12 protein-coding genes are annotated in these 15731 nt (G+C 60.2%); 5 read left to right on the top strand and 7 right to left on the bottom strand.

The features are described from left to right. Positions 1–37 precede the first annotated feature (37 nt). The 5 genes from C5L13_RS26900 to C5L13_RS26880 all read left to right on the top strand — a co-directional run bounded on the left by C5L13_RS26900 (position 38) and on the right by C5L13_RS26880 (position 4853). A complete protein-coding gene (locus C5L13_RS26900; protein ID WP_105386351.1) occupies positions 38–895 on the top strand; it encodes a branched-chain amino acid ABC transporter permease in 858 nt (285 codons plus the stop codon). Further along, positions 892–1935 carry a branched-chain amino acid ABC transporter permease gene (locus C5L13_RS26895; RefSeq protein WP_105386350.1) on the top strand — a complete coding sequence of 348 codons (1044 nt, stop codon included), beginning with the start codon at positions 892–894 and terminating at the stop codon, positions 1933–1935. The genes C5L13_RS26900 and C5L13_RS26895 overlap by 4 nt, the downstream gene beginning before the upstream one ends. Next, positions 1932–2681, top strand: a complete 750-nt coding sequence (locus tag C5L13_RS26890) for an ABC transporter ATP-binding protein (RefSeq protein WP_105386349.1) — start codon at positions 1932–1934, stop codon at positions 2679–2681. The genes C5L13_RS26895 and C5L13_RS26890 overlap by 4 nt, the downstream gene beginning before the upstream one ends. Then, on the top strand, positions 2678–3400 hold the full coding sequence (locus C5L13_RS26885) for an ABC transporter ATP-binding protein (protein ID WP_105386348.1): 723 nt from the start codon (positions 2678–2680) through the stop codon (positions 3398–3400). Before C5L13_RS26890 ends, C5L13_RS26885 begins: the two co-directional genes overlap by 4 nt. Positions 3401–3716: 316 nt before the next feature. Continuing rightward, positions 3717–4853, top strand: coding sequence for a polysaccharide biosynthesis/export family protein (locus C5L13_RS26880; protein WP_105386347.1), 1137 nt, complete (start codon positions 3717–3719; stop codon positions 4851–4853). Between the two features lie 3 nt (positions 4854–4856). Here the strand turns inward: C5L13_RS26880 and C5L13_RS26875 are convergent, their stop codons facing one another. The 7 genes from C5L13_RS26875 to tssG are packed head-to-tail and all read right to left on the bottom strand — an operon-like array spanning position 4857 to position 15724. Further along, entirely contained in the window at positions 4857–5774 is a 918-nt protein-coding gene (locus C5L13_RS26875) for a serine/threonine-protein kinase (protein WP_105386346.1), read from the bottom strand. Further along, entirely contained in the window at positions 5764–7146 is a 1383-nt protein-coding gene (gene tagF, locus C5L13_RS26870) for a type VI secretion system-associated protein TagF (RefSeq protein WP_105386345.1), read from the bottom strand. The genes C5L13_RS26875 and tagF overlap by 11 nt, the downstream gene beginning before the upstream one ends. A gap of 10 nt (positions 7147–7156) precedes the next feature. Continuing rightward, positions 7157–10636: a type VI secretion system membrane subunit TssM gene (gene tssM / locus C5L13_RS26865; protein ID WP_105386344.1), complete on the bottom strand. Its 3480-nt coding sequence runs from the start codon at positions 10634–10636 to the stop codon at positions 7157–7159. Beyond that, entirely contained in the window at positions 10633–12180 is a 1548-nt protein-coding gene (tssL, locus tag C5L13_RS26860; RefSeq protein ID WP_105386343.1) for a type VI secretion system protein TssL, long form, read from the bottom strand. Before tssL ends, tssM begins: the two co-directional genes overlap by 4 nt. Continuing rightward, positions 12177–13517 (bottom strand): type VI secretion system baseplate subunit TssK, encoded by a 1341-nt coding sequence (gene tssK / locus C5L13_RS26855; protein ID WP_105386342.1) that lies wholly within the window; start codon positions 13515–13517, stop codon positions 12177–12179. The genes tssL and tssK overlap by 4 nt, the downstream gene beginning before the upstream one ends. Beyond that, the gene (locus tag C5L13_RS26850; protein WP_105386341.1) at positions 13507–14703 is read right to left on the bottom strand and encodes an FHA domain-containing protein; all 1197 of its coding nucleotides are present in this window, start codon (positions 14701–14703) and stop codon (positions 13507–13509) included. The genes tssK and C5L13_RS26850 overlap by 11 nt, the downstream gene beginning before the upstream one ends. Next, positions 14693–15724, bottom strand: coding sequence for a type VI secretion system baseplate subunit TssG (tssG, locus tag C5L13_RS26845; protein WP_105386340.1), 1032 nt, complete (start codon positions 15722–15724; stop codon positions 14693–14695). Before tssG ends, C5L13_RS26850 begins: the two co-directional genes overlap by 11 nt. Positions 15725–15731 lie beyond the last annotated feature (7 nt).

Genomic DNA, 15731 nt, shown 5'->3' with positions numbered 1-15731 from the left:
CCTGTAGCGTCAACGGTCGCCCCCAAAGAAGATCCAAATGCTGACAATCCTGTTTGACGGTGTCGCCTACGGTATGTTGCTGTTCATCTTGGCCTGCGGGTTGACGGTGACACTTGGCCTCATGAATTTCATCAACCTCGCACACGGTGCCTTTGCCATGGCCGGGGGCTATGTGACCGTCGTGATGATGAACCGCTACGGCATATCCTTCTATTGGTGTTTGCCCGCCGCCTTCATCGCCTCGGCTCTGATCGGGCTGGTGTTGGAGCGGACGCTCTACCAATGGCTCTATCAGGTAAGCCACCTCGATCAGGTTCTGTTTTCGATCGGGATCGTATTCATGGCGGTTGCCGCAACCGATTATTTCATGGGCGGCCAACAGCAGCTCATCAACCTTCCACCAGAACTTTCCGGCAGGATGGATGTATTCGGGGTAGGAGTGGGCCGATATCGGCTTTTCACCATCGTGGTCTGCGCGGCCCTTGCGCTCGCTCTGCAGCTCATCTTGTCAAAGACCCGCTTTGGGAGCCGGTTGCGTGCCGCTGTCGACGACCGCCGGGTGGCGATGGGGCTTGGTATCAACGTGCCTCTGGTCTTCGCCTTGACCTTCGCGTTCGGGTCCGGTCTGGCCGGTCTCGGCGGTGCAATGGGAGCCGAAATCCTCGGTCTCGACCCGAATTTCCCGTTAAAGTTCATGATCTACTTCCTGATCGTCGTATCGGTCGGCGGCACGTCGACCGTTTCAGGCCCATTTCTTGCCGCCATGCTGCTCGGTATCGCCGATGTTGCCGGCAAATATTATGTTCCCGCCATTGGACCGTTCGTCATCTACGCGCTGATGATCGTGATGCTGATCGTTCGTCCGAACGGTCTCTTCTCCAGGGGTAGCCGATGAGTGTTCTCCCACAGGAAGCGACCATGGTTGCGACGTCCTCTTCGACTGCGGCAGCAAGCCGCGCCGCCAAGCTGATGAAGCGCAGGAGCCGCGTCCGCTTTTATGAAATCATCGTCTGGATCGCCGCGATCGCTGCCTTTTTTGTGCTGCCGTCGAAGATGCTGATTCTGACCGAGATCGCCATTCTGGCGCTGTTTGCCGTCTCGCTGGACCTGGTCCTCGGTTTTGCCGGGATCGTGTCACTCGGTCATACGGCATTCTTCGGACTGGGAGCCTATATCGCCGGCCTGGTCGCTCTGCATTATGTGGCAGAGCCGGTGGTAGGGCTTTTGGTGGCGGGCATCGGGGCCGGCCTGCTCGGCTTCGTTACCAGCTTCCTGATTCTGCGCGGGTCGGATCTGACGCGGCTGATGACGACGCTCGGCATCGGCTTGATGATGGCGGAAATGGCCAACCAGATGGCCTGGCTGACCGGTGGGGCTGACGGTCTCAGCGGCTTTTCGCTTGGCCCCATACTGGGACTGTTCGAATTCGACCTCTTCGGAAAGACGGGTTACGTCTATTGTCTCGTCGTTCTGTTTGTCGGTACGATGCTGATGCGGCGCCTTGCCTTCTCGCCATTCGGACTGTCGTTGAAGGCGATCAAGGCAAACCCGATGCGGGCAGGAATGATCGCAATCCCGGCTCGCAAGCGCATCGTGACGGTTTACACCATCGCTGCCGTCTTCGCGGGCATGGCAGGTGCATTGCTTGCCCAGACGACGAGCTTCGTGTCACCCGACGTGCTGGCATTCCACCGCTCTGCCGACGTGCTGCTCGTGCTGACGATCGGCGGCACCGGTTATCTCTACGGGGGCATCTTCGGGGCGGTGCTGTTCACGTTGGTGAAAGACTGGCTTTCGATCGTAACGCCGCAATACTGGATGTTCTATATCGGGCTGATCCTTGTCGTTCTGGTCTTGGTCGGTCGCGACCGCCTGGCGCGGTGGGTTGAGTATCTGCCGGAGCGTCTTTCGAAGTCGAAGGAGGAGGGCCGATGAGCGATATCGTTCTTGAAACCAGGAACTTGAAGCGGAGTTTCGGTGCATTCCTTGCGACCAATGATGTGAGCCTCAAGGTGGAGCGCGGGGCGCGCCACGCCCTGATCGGACCGAACGGGGCTGGCAAAACCACCCTGATCAACCTGTTGACGGGTGTTTTGCCACCGTCCGAAGGACAGGTCTTTCTGGAAGGCGAGGACATCACCTCGCTCGCATCGTTCCGGCGGGTCAATCGGGGGCTGACCCGGACCTTTCAGATCAATCAGCTCTTCAACGATTTTACGCCACTTGAGACGGTCGCATTGGCAATCGCGGAGCGGGAAGGGATCGGCCACAACCTGTGGACGTCGATCGCTGGCTACGGCAGCATTGTTGAGGAAGCGGCAGCGCTTCTGGCCCGTTTCGGCCTTGCTTCGGTGATGGGCGAGCGAAGCGTGATCCTCCCCTATGGCAAGCAGCGCCTGTTGGAAATCGCACTGGCCTTCGCGTCCAGACCGCGCGTACTCCTGCTCGATGAACCGGCGGCTGGCGTACCGGAAGACGAACGTCACGAGGTCTTGGCGATCGTATCGGATTTGCCCAGCGATGTGACGGTGCTTTTGATCGAGCACGATATGGATCTGGTCTTCTCTTTCGCCAATCGCATTTCTGTTCTGGTGGCGGGGGCGCTCTTTACAGAAGGCACTGTCGCGGAAATTTCCGCCGATCCTCGCGTCAAGGCCGTTTATCTCGGGGAAAATGCATGAGCGCGCCGGTACTGGTGATAGAAAAACTCGTTGCAGGTTATGGCGAGGCAAGCGTGCTTGCCGGCATCAGCCTGACGATTGGCGAGGGTCGGACATTGGCCCTGCTCGGCCGCAATGGAACGGGAAAGACGACCTTCGTCAACACGCTTGCAGGCGTTACGACACATCATTCCGGGTCGATCCATCTGATCGGACGCGATATCACCAAGCTCAGGGCGGATAGACGGGCGGCAGCGGGTATCGGTTGGGTGCCGCAGGAGCGCAACATCTTCAAATCGCTGACGGTCGAGGAAAACCTGACCGCCATCGCGCGACCGGGCGTCTGGAACGTCGAGCGTGTCTACGGCATGTTTCCCCGCCTGAAGGAGAGGCGTAAAAACCTCGGCAACCAGTTGTCCGGCGGCGAACAGCAGATGCTGGCGGTCGGGCGTGCGTTGATGGTCAACCCCAGGCTGCTGCTCCTCGACGAGCCGACCGAGGGTCTGGCGCCGATCATCGTGGACGAACTGCTCGCGGCGATCCAGCGCATTACCCAGGGCGAGGGTATGTCGGCAATCATCATCGAGCAGAAGGCACGCAAGGTCCTGCCTCTTTCCGACGATGCTGTCATTCTCGATCGCGGCGCGGTCGTCTATCAAGGAACGAGCGCCGAATTGCTTGCCGACGAGGCGGTGCTTGGCCAGCATCTTGGGGTGGAGAAGGTCGGAACAAGGCACTGACGCAGGTGAGAGCACGCCACCTGTGCCCATCCCGATTCGGCGACCGTTTATCCGACTATTCACCCTTGCTTGCGCAAGAGGCGGACAAACTCCCCATCTCTCGATGAAGCTTTCGCCTGGCACGAACAGGGCCGTTGACCAGGCACGATGCGCTTCGAGTGAAGCGGCGCTGGCCGCCGCAATCGATGGGTTGCCGATAAGCCACATTCAACGCCTTGTTGTCGTCACAAATGAGTTTTTTTAGCAACCAGATGTTGTCGCGCGAATCCAGATTGGTATTTCTCTGAATCATCAGATCACTGCCAAAGGATACGTGATGCGGAAGCTGGTACCCTTCGTTTTTGTCGCGGTTCTCGCTGCCTGCGCACGCCCGTCGGATGGCCCAACGGCTGGTAGTTTCTATAGCGCCACCGATCCTCAGACGAACGAAAGAATTCGGGTCGTCAGGCTTGCCGATGCCCCGATGGATCCCGTGGTGGTCTCGCCGCTCGCCTATTCGGCGGCGGATAACGGCCTCAGTATCATGCGCTCGGGCGGTTTCGCCGACACCAGGTTGCGTCGCGGCGACGTTATCGAGGTTACGATTCTCGACACGGGTGAGGAGGGACTTTTCTCCTCGACCCAGAGCAAGACCCTCAATCTCGGCCGTTTTACCGTGGACTCGGCGGGGACCGTGACCCTTCCGTTCGTCGGCCGGCAGCGGGTGCTTGAATCTTCGCCCGAGGCACTGCAGGCGCGTATTGTTGCTGGTTTGAAGGGCTCGGCGGTCAACCCGCAGGCAATCGTTGCGGTTGTCGACAAGCCCACGAGCGGCTTCACCGTCAACGGCGACGTCCGTTCGGCCGGCCGCTTCCCTCTCACAGCCCGCAAGGAAAAAGTGCTCGATGCGATTGCGCTTGCCGGAGGGGCATCCTCTGCGCCAAGCGCTGCGACCGTGACGCTCATTCGCGGCAAGCAGCGCGCCAGCGCCCCGCTTGAACGGGTATTGAACGAGGACCGTCAGAACGTCCATCTCCTGCCCGACGATCAGCTTTACATCGGAAAGGACGCTGTGACCTTTACCGCCTTCGGCGCGTTCAAGAGTGTGGGTGAATTCGAGTTCGAGCCGGGTAAGCTGACGCTGGCCCAGGCGCTTGGCCGCGCCGGCGGATTGCTCGACGATCGCGCTGACGCGAGCAACTTTTACGTTCTGCGCAACCAGCCCGTCTACACCCAAGCCGCAGCCGTAAATGCCGCCAAGAATCCAGGTGCACCTTTCGTAACCAACAAGCCGGCGATCTACCGAGTGGACCTGAACGACGTTTCCAACCTGGCACTGATGCAGCAGTTCAAGGTCATGGACGGCGACATTCTCTATGCCAGCAATTCCGGCCTAGTGGATTTCGCAAAGCTCTTTACCGTGTACCAGAAGAGTGCGCCGACGGCGGCGGCTCCGCTTCCAGGCTCCAACTAAGTATTATTCAGAGCCATTTAGGCCGCCGAGCAGATGCAAGGCGGCCTTCGCATTTTCGGGCCTGTCTTGCGGACGCCGCTGCGACAATCGGATTGCGAGAGTTTTTAATTCTTCTGCCTTCTCGCCCGTTTCCCGGCAATGCCGCAGAAGCAGCGACAGCAAAAGCCCAGCGGCGTAGAGGTCCGAGCGTGCATCCACGATCTCTCCGGCCATTTGTTCTGGGGAGGCGAAATCCGGTTGGCCGGCGAAGGCAATATCGAGCTCGCTATGCCTGCGGCCGATTTCCAGTGCAATTCCAAAATCGACGATCTTGATATCCCGAAAACCGTCTCCGTAAAGGAGGTTTGACGGCGACAGGTCGCAGTGGACAAAACCTACGGCATGCACGGCGGCGATTGCCGAAAGCAACGCAACCATGATCGTCGTCACATCCTTGATCGAAAGCGATCCCGGTAAAAGCCCTGCGATGCGGCAATCGAGCCATTCGGTGACAAGTGCGGGCCGTCCATCGGAAAGTCGCAACACCGCCTGGGTTGCGGCAAGGTGAGGATGACAGAGCGCCATTCCGATTTGCGCTTCGCGCAACAGAAGTTTACGCGCTACCGGGTCGTGGGCATGGTCTGCACGAAGCATCTTTATCGCATGGAACGTGCCGAGATCCCGGTGACGGGTGCGAAAGACATCCGTCGCAACGCCGCGATGGACCAAAGCCTCCAACACAAAAGTGTTGGCTATGATGTTCTTGTCTGAGCTATCCAGCTTATCGGCACCGCGATCCAATGCATCACGAACGCGATCCACAAGCATTGCTCTGAGATCGTCAGAATGGGCCCCTTTTTCACCGCTGGTGAGGGCGTGCCATAGGTGGGAGAATCGACGCGCGACCTCTTCGAGATCGCCTTTCGGTGCGTCAACGGTCATCGGTCTGTGCATCGATTACAATGGCGCTGATATTCTCACGGCAGTTGGCAATCAGTCCCTCTTGAGCGAGAACCGCGGCCACCTCATCAAGGCTTACGGAGAGCAGAACTTCGGCGATGGTCCGTTCCGGCAGGACGCGCGCAAGAGGATTGCTGCACAGTAAAAAGCGATCGCCCGAAAGCAGCTTGTCCGAACTCAGTTCAGGGCTGAGCTGGCCCCTGATGCCTACGCCGCGGGAGAGCCTGCGCTTCAGTCCGACCTCGGCGTGATCCCGGGTCAGACAACGCATCATGCCGTCACGAAGAAGATAGCATCGCGCGTCGCCTGCCCAAAACAGCGCGAAACGATCCTGAGAGCTTGCCAACACCACGACACTCGCCGAGGCTGGTTCACGCTCCGATGAAAAGTGGGCCGACTGCAGAAGGCCGTGAGCGCGACCAAGTTTACCTTTGATCTCCTGCACGAGAGCCTCCATCGTCTCCCGCGGGGCGACTTCTCTCAGCACATTGGTCACAACGCGTCCGGCCTCCGCCGCGCCGCTGTCATCGCCAACGCCATCTGCGACCGCAAAGATCGATGGGCTTCGCGAAACAAGCAGTGAATCTGCGTTCAGCGCGAGCCGTGTTCCGGGATGACTGGCATAGCTGTGGGTGAGGTTTAGAACACGGTGCTGTTCCCCCCGAAGAACGGGTTTATGCACGCCAATGTTCACAGGTGGAGCGTCCGGTGGCGGAGGCGCCACGGCGGCGGCGTCGCCCAACAGCTTCGGGAAGTGCGCGGGTTGAGGCGCTCCATCGGTACGAAAGCCTTTCGCGCGGCGGTCTTCCCGGTCGATCCGCCACCAAAGCGTTCCCCGCGGGGAGATGTGATTTGAGTCGACCTCACCTTCGTCGGCGTCGGCTGGCCGCGGGTTTCTGAGCCGCTTAAGGCTCGCTGTGAAGTGACCGATATCGAAATCGCGCGTGGCGATGGTTTCCGCGATCGCTTCCGAGGCGGTGAACCACGTCGCGTCCAGATAAAGCCGGCGAGGGTGGTCGGCGAAACCGTGAAGCTGGGCCGCGATAACCAGCGGAAAGCTGCGCCCGACCCGGTCGGCGCTCGGGACGATCACACCTGCAAGCGTTGCCGGACCCCAAAGGCCGCGTTCGATGATGAAGCGCCAGGCGGACATCGAGCGGAACCGGCGCTCCCATTCCTCCCCGAGCTCCTGTTGCATGGCCTGGAGGCCTCCCTGCAGCCAGTTGTCGAGGGCGCCTTGGACGTTTCGGCTCAGCCCTGTCGAGACGAAATCGCCATGAGTCGGCAGCTTGCCGAAAAAGCCGATCCGGTCGGCTTCCGTCATTGTCTGATCGAGGGTTGCGTGTTCGTTCATGGCGAAGCGATCAGAACTGGGTGGGACACGAGAAGGCGCTGAGCGCCTCCAGCCGGAATGGGTTCAGTACAGAGCCGAACTGAACGTCGAACTCCGCCAACTGGCCATTCTGCTGAAACTTGGCGCGGAAGAGGTCGTCGCCCTGCAGGGTGATATTGGCGTCGTCGAAAAGTCGGAAGGGCGACCAGTCGCCGTTTTGCGTCAGTGCCTGTTGCCAACCTCCAGGCTGGAAAGCGAGCCGCGAGACATTGCTCGCTTCGGTAGACGGCCAGACAATCGATTTGGATTGGATAGGCCCATGGAAATAAACCACCCGCTGTCCCTCGATCTCCAGCATCACCGCGTTGGCCTCTTTCGACAGAGAGACGGGCTTGATGTTGATGGTGACTGCCGGGTTTTCGCTGCCTGCCGGAAAGAAAGCCCGGCTGATCTTGTCGGCATTCTCGAACTGAGCAATCGCTTCGCTCGGGATACTGGATGCACCGAAGGTGCCCTTCCACCCCCAGGGAGTCGATGCGGTATCCACGAAGGCTGCCAGTTTCTCGTTGAAGAATGTCTTGAACAGGCCTTCCGGTCCGAACAACCGAACGAAGTCGCTCATCGCCACGTCGCGCGGAGATTCGCGGTCGAACGGATACCGACCGTTGACCACATTGGAGCAGAAGCCCGCCCCCTCGATTGCCCAGGCATCGTCGATGCGGGTGCGAGCGGATTTGACGGCGAGAGAGCCGACATCGGCTGCAACCCCGGCTATCCAGGTATCGACGGGCGCGGGAAGTCGGCGAGCGTGCTGCAGGAGGTCCTGATTGGCATTGGTAAGCTGGCTGTCGACATCAAAAACCTTTGCCACTTCGGCCGTGGAAGTGGTGGCGCGTGACAGTTGCTCATGAACTTTCTGCAAAACCGGGCCCACCATCGCAATCCGGGATTTCGGCTTGTCCGTCTGATCTGCAACGGATGTCTGACCTGCAGGTGGTTCGAGAGCCTCGCGGAGGGAACCGAAAAGATCCGGTGCATTCGCTGCACCGGCAAGTGCCGTTGTGGAGGCGGGAAGGCGAACATCAGCCGCGGAGGCGACCTCAGTACCGGGAGTGCGCAAATCCGTGGCGGCGACGATCGACTTGACGATCGCTTCCACCGGACTTGGCTCGCTTGCCAGGATACGGGTGGTTTCGGCCGCATCGGCGATGGTCTGGGACGGCTTCACCCGGATGTCGGTGAGCAGGGAAGACCAGCGTTGCTGAAAACTGCCGAAATAAAGTTGCAGAGCCGCTTGGCTGATGGTGTCGACAGTGGCGCCAGCAGGATTGACGGCGCCTCGCACCCAGTGCTCATCAAGCGCCTCGCGGGCGGCCTCGGTGATTCTCGGCAGGACGACCAGACGATATCCGGCACTGGAGAAGAAGCCTGGAATACCTTCGTTCAAGGGGGTGCGAGAGCTCCGTTCGAAAGCCCGTTCACCTACGGGGCCAAGCGCATTGGCGGGAGCCCAGGCCGGAAGGGCACGCGCCTGCTGGTAGTCTGCAAGAATATCATAGGCACGGGTAGCGATGCTTTGCGAGCGGATGGTGTCCCGGGCCTTGGCGATCAAGGCACTATCGAGTTCGATCGGCGGCAGTGAGCCCTGGGCCATCGCAGTGGCGTGAGCAATAAGGGCTTGCCGGGCAAACGCACGTCCTTCACCGGGATACAAGGCCATGAACATGTCTTCTACTTCGGCGGCGACGAAGGCGGAATCCATCTGCCCGAGACCGCCGAGCATGCCATAGAGTTTGAGTGCATCGAACACTTTGGCGACTTCGGTCGTCTCCGTCATCTCCTTTTGGAGCTGAACCAGGATGCGTGGCAGCAGGAGTGCATTCAAGGCCCGCTGATAGGCATCGCGTTGTCGGCCTGAAACTTTGCTTTCCTGGTCGAGGCCGAAACTCAGCGGCCAGACGCGCGCTTTGGAGAAGTCCGTCGTCACTGCGGCCAGGTTGTCTAGCGCCGGCAGCACGCGCAGGAAATCCGTGTCGGCGACCTCGCGCACCGGCACGTCCCGTACGAGTTGCTCATAAGCGTCGATACGCTGTTCAGCGCTAGCGAGCGCCGAGGTGTTCTGGAAATAGGTTGCTGTCCAGCTCGTCAGAACCACGGCGAGCACTGCGATTGCGCAGGCATAGGCCGCGCGGCGGAACAGAACCTGTCGACCCGACAACCGTTTGTCGCGAGCGACAAGCGAAGCTTCGTCGAAAATCACATCCTTGAAGAGGCGCGATAGAAAATAGCTTCGGCGCGAGCGTGGGGCGGGTGCTGAGGCCACGGCTTGCGTTTGCGTACCGGAGGCAAAGTAGATCCCCCGCAACAGGGGCGGTTCGATCAACTTGGAACCGAAACAAAGCTCCGTCATAACCTCGTGGAGGCGTTCCTTCAGCGAGGCGAGTTCAGCAGGAAAGCGGAAAATTCGGCCTCGAAATTCCGGGTTAGGCTCCTGCTGCAGACGTTCTATCAGCATGGCGCCGACGCGTTCCTGCAGCATTGCAAACTCTTCGAGGAAACGATCGGGCAGGGTGGTGGCCTTGTAACTCTCCTCCAAGCCGAAGGTTGTTCCCCAGACCTGCTCACGGTCGCTTTTGTTGAACCCATCGAAAAACTCGACGAAACCGGTGAGAAGATCGACTTTTGTGAGCACCAGGTAGACCGGAACGCGTGCGTGCAAAAATTCGTCCAGTTCCGAAAGCCGCTGGCGAATGATCCGGATCTCCTCGCGCTGTGCTTCGGCATCGCGCGTGAGCAGGTCTCCGACGGAAAGCGTCACCAGTGCTCCGTTAACCGGCTGGGAGGGACGATACTTGCGCAGCAGTCCGAGGAAACCCTCCCAACCCGCCTTGGCCGTACCGTTGAGATCGTCCTGGGTCGTGTACCGACCGGCGGTATCGATCAGAATAGCCTCATCAGCAAACCACCAGTTGCAATGACGCGTGCCTCCTATACCCTGGATGGAATTGCTTCCAAGGGCGTCGCCAAGCGGAAATTTGAGTCCGGAATTGGTAAGAGCAGTGGTCTTGCCGGAGCCGGGTGCTCCGAAGATTACATACCAGGGGAGTTCATATATATAGCCGAAACGCTTCCGGGTAATGCGGCGGAGGAGCTGCAGGGCTTCCTTAAGGCGGCTATGGATCTCGCCGACTTCCGCCTGCTGGCTGGCTGCAGCCTCAGCCGCGGCATCCTGTTCTATTCCTTCGACGAGCCGCTTGTCGCGGCGCCGATCGCGGATGATGGTATAGGCGAGATATGCGAGCCAGCCGGCGATGATGACGCCGATCAGCGTGAGGCGGGCGTTTGCGCCCGCGAGCGGCTTGAAGTCCCCGTAGGCGGCGAGATGGCCGTAGAACCAGATGACCACACAAATGGCAGCCACCCAGATGATGGTGATGAAACGCCGCCCGAGGAGACCGGCATAGGCCTCCACATAGGAACGAAGCGAATAAAAGAGGCTTAAGGGGTTCATCTTGACGCGCCTCCTGTGGTCGCGCCCGCGGGCGCCTCCTGTCGTTCCGACTGAATGGGCGGAACCCTGAGGCTGGTATCATTCAGCCGCTCGGACGGGTTGGTCAGGACCAGGATCTCCGTGCGGCGGTTCATCTCACGACCTTCCGCCGTGCTGTTGTCGGCGATGGGGTCGCTATCCGCCCGGCCTTCGGTGAGGATCGCCTCAGGACCGGTGAAGGAACTCAGTATCTGCCCCACGGCCTTGGCGCGTGCTTCCGACAGATGCCAGTTCGAGGGGAACTGTATCGTGCGGATCGGCACATTGTCCGTGTAACCGACAACGACGGCCCGGAAATTTTCAGCCGCGAGCGCGCCACCAATTCTCTGCAGCAGGTCGTGGAACTTGTCGCTGACCTCAGCGCTGCCGATATCGAACAGGCCGGAATTGTTTATGCGCACCAGAAGCCGGCCGTTTGAATCCGAGAGAGTGACGAGCTTTTTGTCGACCTCCGGCTGAAGGAAGGCGAGCAGGTTGTCGAGCCGGGTCGGTATCGGCTGTGTCTGCGCCGGTGGTGCTTCAACCGGTGGTTCAGGCACGGGCTTCGCCGCCGCTGGACCGGGCTGTGGGTCTGGTTCAGGCGTGGTGATCAATACGCTCGGCGGCTGGCGCGGCGGGAGGCTCGCAAGACGCTGAAACGTTCCGTCTGAGGCTCTGTTGAGTGAGAGCGTGAAGAAGAGATAACCAAGCGCAAAGACGAGCGCGAGCACGGAAAGAAGGGTCCAAAGAGCAGCAACAGTTCGCAGCGGCTTGTGGCGGGCAGAAACGCCCTTCCAATGTGGGGAAAGTTCGCGTTCGAAAACGCCGAACTGACCGAGGAGCGTTTTGTAGAGACTGTCGCGGATACGGCCGAGTTCCAGGTTGCCACGTGGCGAAACACGGGTGCGACCTTCGAATGCAAGCGACAGGCAGAGATAGATGAGCAGCAGCAGGTCCTGGTTGGCGCCGGGGCTCTGGTGGAAATGATCCAATAGGTCGAACACGCGGTCGCCGCCGGTCACGTCCATATGGAATGTCGAAACCAGACCGGAGCGCGCCCAACCCGCGCGCACACCCCAGGGTTTGCTGAGGATCACGTCATCGACGGTCGCACAGACGACGTAATGCGCAGCGCGGGCGCGTTCAGGACTGATCCTGGCGCTCGCGAGATCGCGCTCGTATCGGTTGACGGCTTGGACGGAAAGCCGCCGAAGCTCATCGATATCCGGTTGATTATCACTGTAGCGCAGAGCGTGCGCAAGGTTGAGCAGCGGGGCTGCCGAGCGGACAAGCGTCGGCACTTCCTCTCCACCGAACCTGAAATCAAGAAGCAACGATTCCACGGACCAGCCATTCTTGGAGCTCGGCCGCTCGGCGTTGTTTCCCGCGGCGTTGTCCGGAAACTCCAAAATGTCGTCCAGCATTTCCGCCATCTTGCGGGCGGATTGTTTTTTCTTGATGCCATCGTCAGTGAGTTCGACGACGGTCGGCAGGTTCTGCCACGAAGATGCGGGTTCGTTCTTCATTCTCTAAGGGCCCACAGTTCCATTTCAAGGCCAGGAAAATCGCCAGCAAGATGCAAGGCGATGGCGCTTGATGTATCGAGTTGTTTCCAGAGCGGATTCTTGGTGTCGAGTTCGAAATAGATGGTGCCGGCCCGATAGGGCAGCTGGCGTGGCAACACGGGCAGCGGCTGGACCGGAATGCCTGGCAGCGCGACGTTGACGAGATCGGCGATGCGCTCGACCGGACCGACTTTAATCTGAGCCGGCAGCTTGCGCCGAACCTCCTCGGCCGACATCTCCGCCCGCACTGCCAGCACGAAACCGGCATCCTTGAGCAGCGAACGATCGTTGATGGTTCCGACCCGCACGCCATGCCGGCGTTCGGCAAGCTCGATGGCAACGGCAGCCTGCTCCAATACAGCCGAAAGCGAGGCCCGAAGGTCGTCGAAAACCGCAGCGAAGGTCGCCTTCAGGTCCTCGTGTCGATAAGGCGGAAAATCCGTGGCACGCTTGCGTTCGGTGGTGAAGGTAGCCAGTTCTCCGGCCAGTTGAATGCATGTCTCGTAGAACTCGATCGGATGGATGCGCGTCGCATTGGCCAGGAGATGCTTGAGCATCGGATCGGCACGGTTGAGGATCTGCAGCAGGAAATAATCACCGACTTCCGCCGTGCCTCGGATCGTCGGATCGCCGATCCGTTCGGCGATCGCTTCGGCACGGTGGCGCACGATGCCGAGAAGCTCGGTCATCAGTTCCGCCAACCGCGCTTCCGCCGCGCAGTTGAGGCTCGGGGCGATATATTCCGGATCGAGAACGACGGCCCGGTCGGAACGCACTTCGATCACGCGGGCAAGACCGACGAGTTCGTAGCCAGCGAGTTCATCTCCGCTTTTGAGGTAGCGTAATTTGAGGCGTCCGACATCGATCGGGGCCATGAAATCAGTCTCGACATTGGCATCCGGCGCCTCGTAGTGCGAGGCCACGAACCGCACGCTGTTGAGCGTCGCCCCGCCATTCAGAGCAACGTTTGCCTTGCCCGGTTGCCTGGCCGGAAGCGCGAGGTAGATGATGGAATTCCTGACGCTCTCGTCCAGTTCGAGCGGCGGCGGCAGGTCGGTATCGATCGGAGCTTCGAAGGGGGTGCCGTCCGGAAGAATGCCGCGCAGGTTGGACAGAGCGAAATGGCCGACTGCCAGTGCGCTGCGGTCGATGCCGATTTCAAGAACGCCCCATGGATAGGGGGAGAGGCCGCGCGTGCTTGTACGTACCAGCCGTTCGGTCCACCGGTCCGCCTGCTGGAAATGCTGCACGCGAAGGAACATGCCTTCGCTCCAGGCTACCCTGTTCTCATTCCTCATGCCGTATACCTTCTTCCTTCTCAGTTCCTGAGGGCACGCCAGCGGCTCTGCCCGAGGCGTGCGCCATCGCATCCTGGAAGAGCTCCAGGATCGACAGCGTTTTGCCGTTCTTGTCGAATTGCGCCCTATAAGCTTGCCAGTATTGCCGGCCGCGGTTCCAGGCGAGGCCTCTTCCACCGGCGTCGACCCGCGCTTCGAGAACCCTGGGCTCCAAGGTCCTGCCTGCTTCGTGCACGAGTGCCCGCAGCGCAAAATTGAGCTTGAGTTGCTGCCCGAGCAGCATCTCCAGGCGGTTGGTCACCGTCTCATGTGGGTTTTGCTCGGGAAATGCGGATTCAGACTGACGCGGTGGAGCGTTCAGACCAAGAAGCGCAAATGCGTCCTCAATCGTTTCCTCCAACCTGCCGAGAAGGGGCTCCAACCTTTCTCCAATGTCGTTCTGGAAGACCGGTGAAGCGGGCGGCAAGTCGTCGAGCGCTGCCGATGGCGGGTCATACTCGGCGATATCCGGCACCGGCACCGTTCGGGCGGAGCCAATCGGTACCGCCACGCGCGTCGCTGCACCATGTTCGATCTGGCTGCCGTAGTCGGAGGAAGAATTAAGATCGGAAAGCCAGTCGTCGGGAATGATCTTTAAGGCGGATTGGATTTCAGGCGGACCGCTCCAGCCGATCTCGACCTGCCGAGAGACCGCCTTGTTTTCCTTGGAGCCGGGTATGGAGGCCGCCCATTCGTCCGCGGCCCGTTCCCCCAGGATACCGGTGGCGATGCTCCCGCCTGGCGCGATGTCGGCGAGGATGGCGGATATGGTCAGCGGTTCGTCGCTGACAGTGAGGTCGGCGGCGGGATCCTCCATTGCCTCGTCCTTCCGGCCGGAGATTTCGACCAGGAAGGCGAGGTTGCCAAGCTCCAGACGGGACTGATCCGTCAGCCGCGCCACTTCGCCTTCGTGAACAACGACGCCGTCGACTTTGGATCCGTTGGCGCTTCGATCACGGAGTAGATAACCCTGACTGTCGCGCTCGATGACACAATGCACCTTTGAAACAGAACGTTGATCTTCAGGTACCTGCCAGTCACAATCCGGCGCGCGGCCCAGTGTGCGTCGGCCACGTTCGAGGAACCACTTCTGTCGGGCAGGTAATGGTGCCGAACCGTTGGGAAGCGGTTTTAATTCAAGCCGCATGGCCGCTGCCTCCCCAAACCTGAGCGGCAACATGCTCGACCACGATTGCGTCTTTGCTGTCTTTTGATGCCGGAGCCAGGCGAGCCCAGCTATTCCAACCAAGGCGGGGCAAATCCCCCGCTCCCGACCCAGCTTGGCCGAGCTGGCAGAAGGGAACGTCCTCTTTTTTCAAAACGATCTGGACGTCGAAATCGAGGCCGGAGCCGACATAGAGGCGTGTGAGCGCAAAGAGCTCGGCAATCTTGCGCCCGCCGGGAGCAAGCGCCAGGTAATCGGTGTAGCTGAGCGGGCCGATCACCAACCTGAAGCCACCGCTGAAATTGCGAATGGCGGTACCGGCTGTGGCGTTGACACCGATCTGTACGCCCTGCGGCTGCCCCATGCGGCTGCGTTCCTCCTCGGGAATTGTCAGCCAACGAGGGCGGAAAAGTTCGATCTCCACGGGCAAGCCGCTGAATTCCTGGAGCATTGCACGAAGATTGCTGGCGTTACGGTTGCGTGCGGCAAAGAAGCCCGAGAACCTCAGGATCACGTCTTCGTCAAAGCCGCTTTGCTCCGCCAGCCGATCAGTGCCGAAGCCCGTGAGCGAAAGGAGCGTGGTGATGAAGGCATTGCGCTTGCGGTCTCGGCCCCACCGCAGCCGCCTGGCAATCCGGTACTTTTCGCAGGCGTCGGCAAAGAGTTCAGTCAGACGAGCGGTGAACAGGTCGAAGAAGCTCACCAAGGCCCGTGACTTGTTGCGCTCTTCGCGCATGATCAGTTCGTTGTAGGCCGGAGGCAAAGATCCGGTAGGCCCCACAGGGCCAGCCAGTGCGGCGCGAATTGCCGGTTGCGGTCCGTTCCGATTGAAACGGCTGACCGGAAGCGGCGCCAGCGAGACGCCGAAATGCGAAACCACATTCAGATCGCGTTCGACAGACGCCTGCGCCACCCGAAATGCGGTCACAGGCTCGAAACGACCTGGATCGTGTTCGAGCAGGTCCACTAAGGCGTCAGGCTGGCGGGAGGTCGAGAGATCCATGGTTCCT

Source organism: Neorhizobium alkalisoli (assembly GCF_002968635.1).
Taxonomy (GTDB): Bacteria; Pseudomonadota; Alphaproteobacteria; order Rhizobiales; family Rhizobiaceae; genus Neorhizobium; species Neorhizobium alkalisoli.
This window is presented reverse-complemented; position numbering and strand designations above follow the sequence as displayed.

What these genes read in the sequence shown, in the direction of transcription:
- C5L13_RS26890 (WP_105386349.1), top strand. Translation starts at nt 1,932, where the DNA reads ATGAGCGATATCGTTCTTGAAACCAGGAACTTGAAGCGGAGTTTCGGT.
- C5L13_RS26875 (WP_105386346.1), bottom strand. Translation starts at nt 5,774, where the DNA reads ATGACCGTTGACGCACCGAAAGGCGATCTCGAAGAGGTCGCGCGTCGA.
- tssM (WP_105386344.1), bottom strand. Translation starts at nt 10,636, where the DNA reads ATGAACCCCTTAAGCCTCTTTTATTCGCTTCGTTCCTATGTGGAGGCC.
- tagF (WP_105386345.1), bottom strand. Translation starts at nt 7,146, where the DNA reads ATGAACGAACACGCAACCCTCGATCAGACAATGACGGAAGCCGACCGG.
- C5L13_RS26850 (WP_105386341.1), bottom strand. Translation starts at nt 14,703, where the DNA reads ATGCGGCTTGAATTAAAACCGCTTCCCAACGGTTCGGCACCATTACCT.
- C5L13_RS26900 (WP_105386351.1), top strand. Translation starts at nt 38, where the DNA reads ATGCTGACAATCCTGTTTGACGGTGTCGCCTACGGTATGTTGCTGTTC.
- tssL (WP_105386343.1), bottom strand. Translation starts at nt 12,180, where the DNA reads ATGAAGAACGAACCCGCATCTTCGTGGCAGAACCTGCCGACCGTCGTC.
- tssK (WP_105386342.1), bottom strand. Translation starts at nt 13,517, where the DNA reads ATGAGGAATGAGAACAGGGTAGCCTGGAGCGAAGGCATGTTCCTTCGC.
- C5L13_RS26880 (WP_105386347.1), top strand. Translation starts at nt 3,717, where the DNA reads ATGCGGAAGCTGGTACCCTTCGTTTTTGTCGCGGTTCTCGCTGCCTGC.
- C5L13_RS26895 (WP_105386350.1), top strand. Translation starts at nt 892, where the DNA reads ATGAGTGTTCTCCCACAGGAAGCGACCATGGTTGCGACGTCCTCTTCG.
- tssG (WP_105386340.1), bottom strand. Translation starts at nt 15,724, where the DNA reads ATGGATCTCTCGACCTCCCGCCAGCCTGACGCCTTAGTGGACCTGCTC.
- C5L13_RS26885 (WP_105386348.1), top strand. Translation starts at nt 2,678, where the DNA reads ATGAGCGCGCCGGTACTGGTGATAGAAAAACTCGTTGCAGGTTATGGC.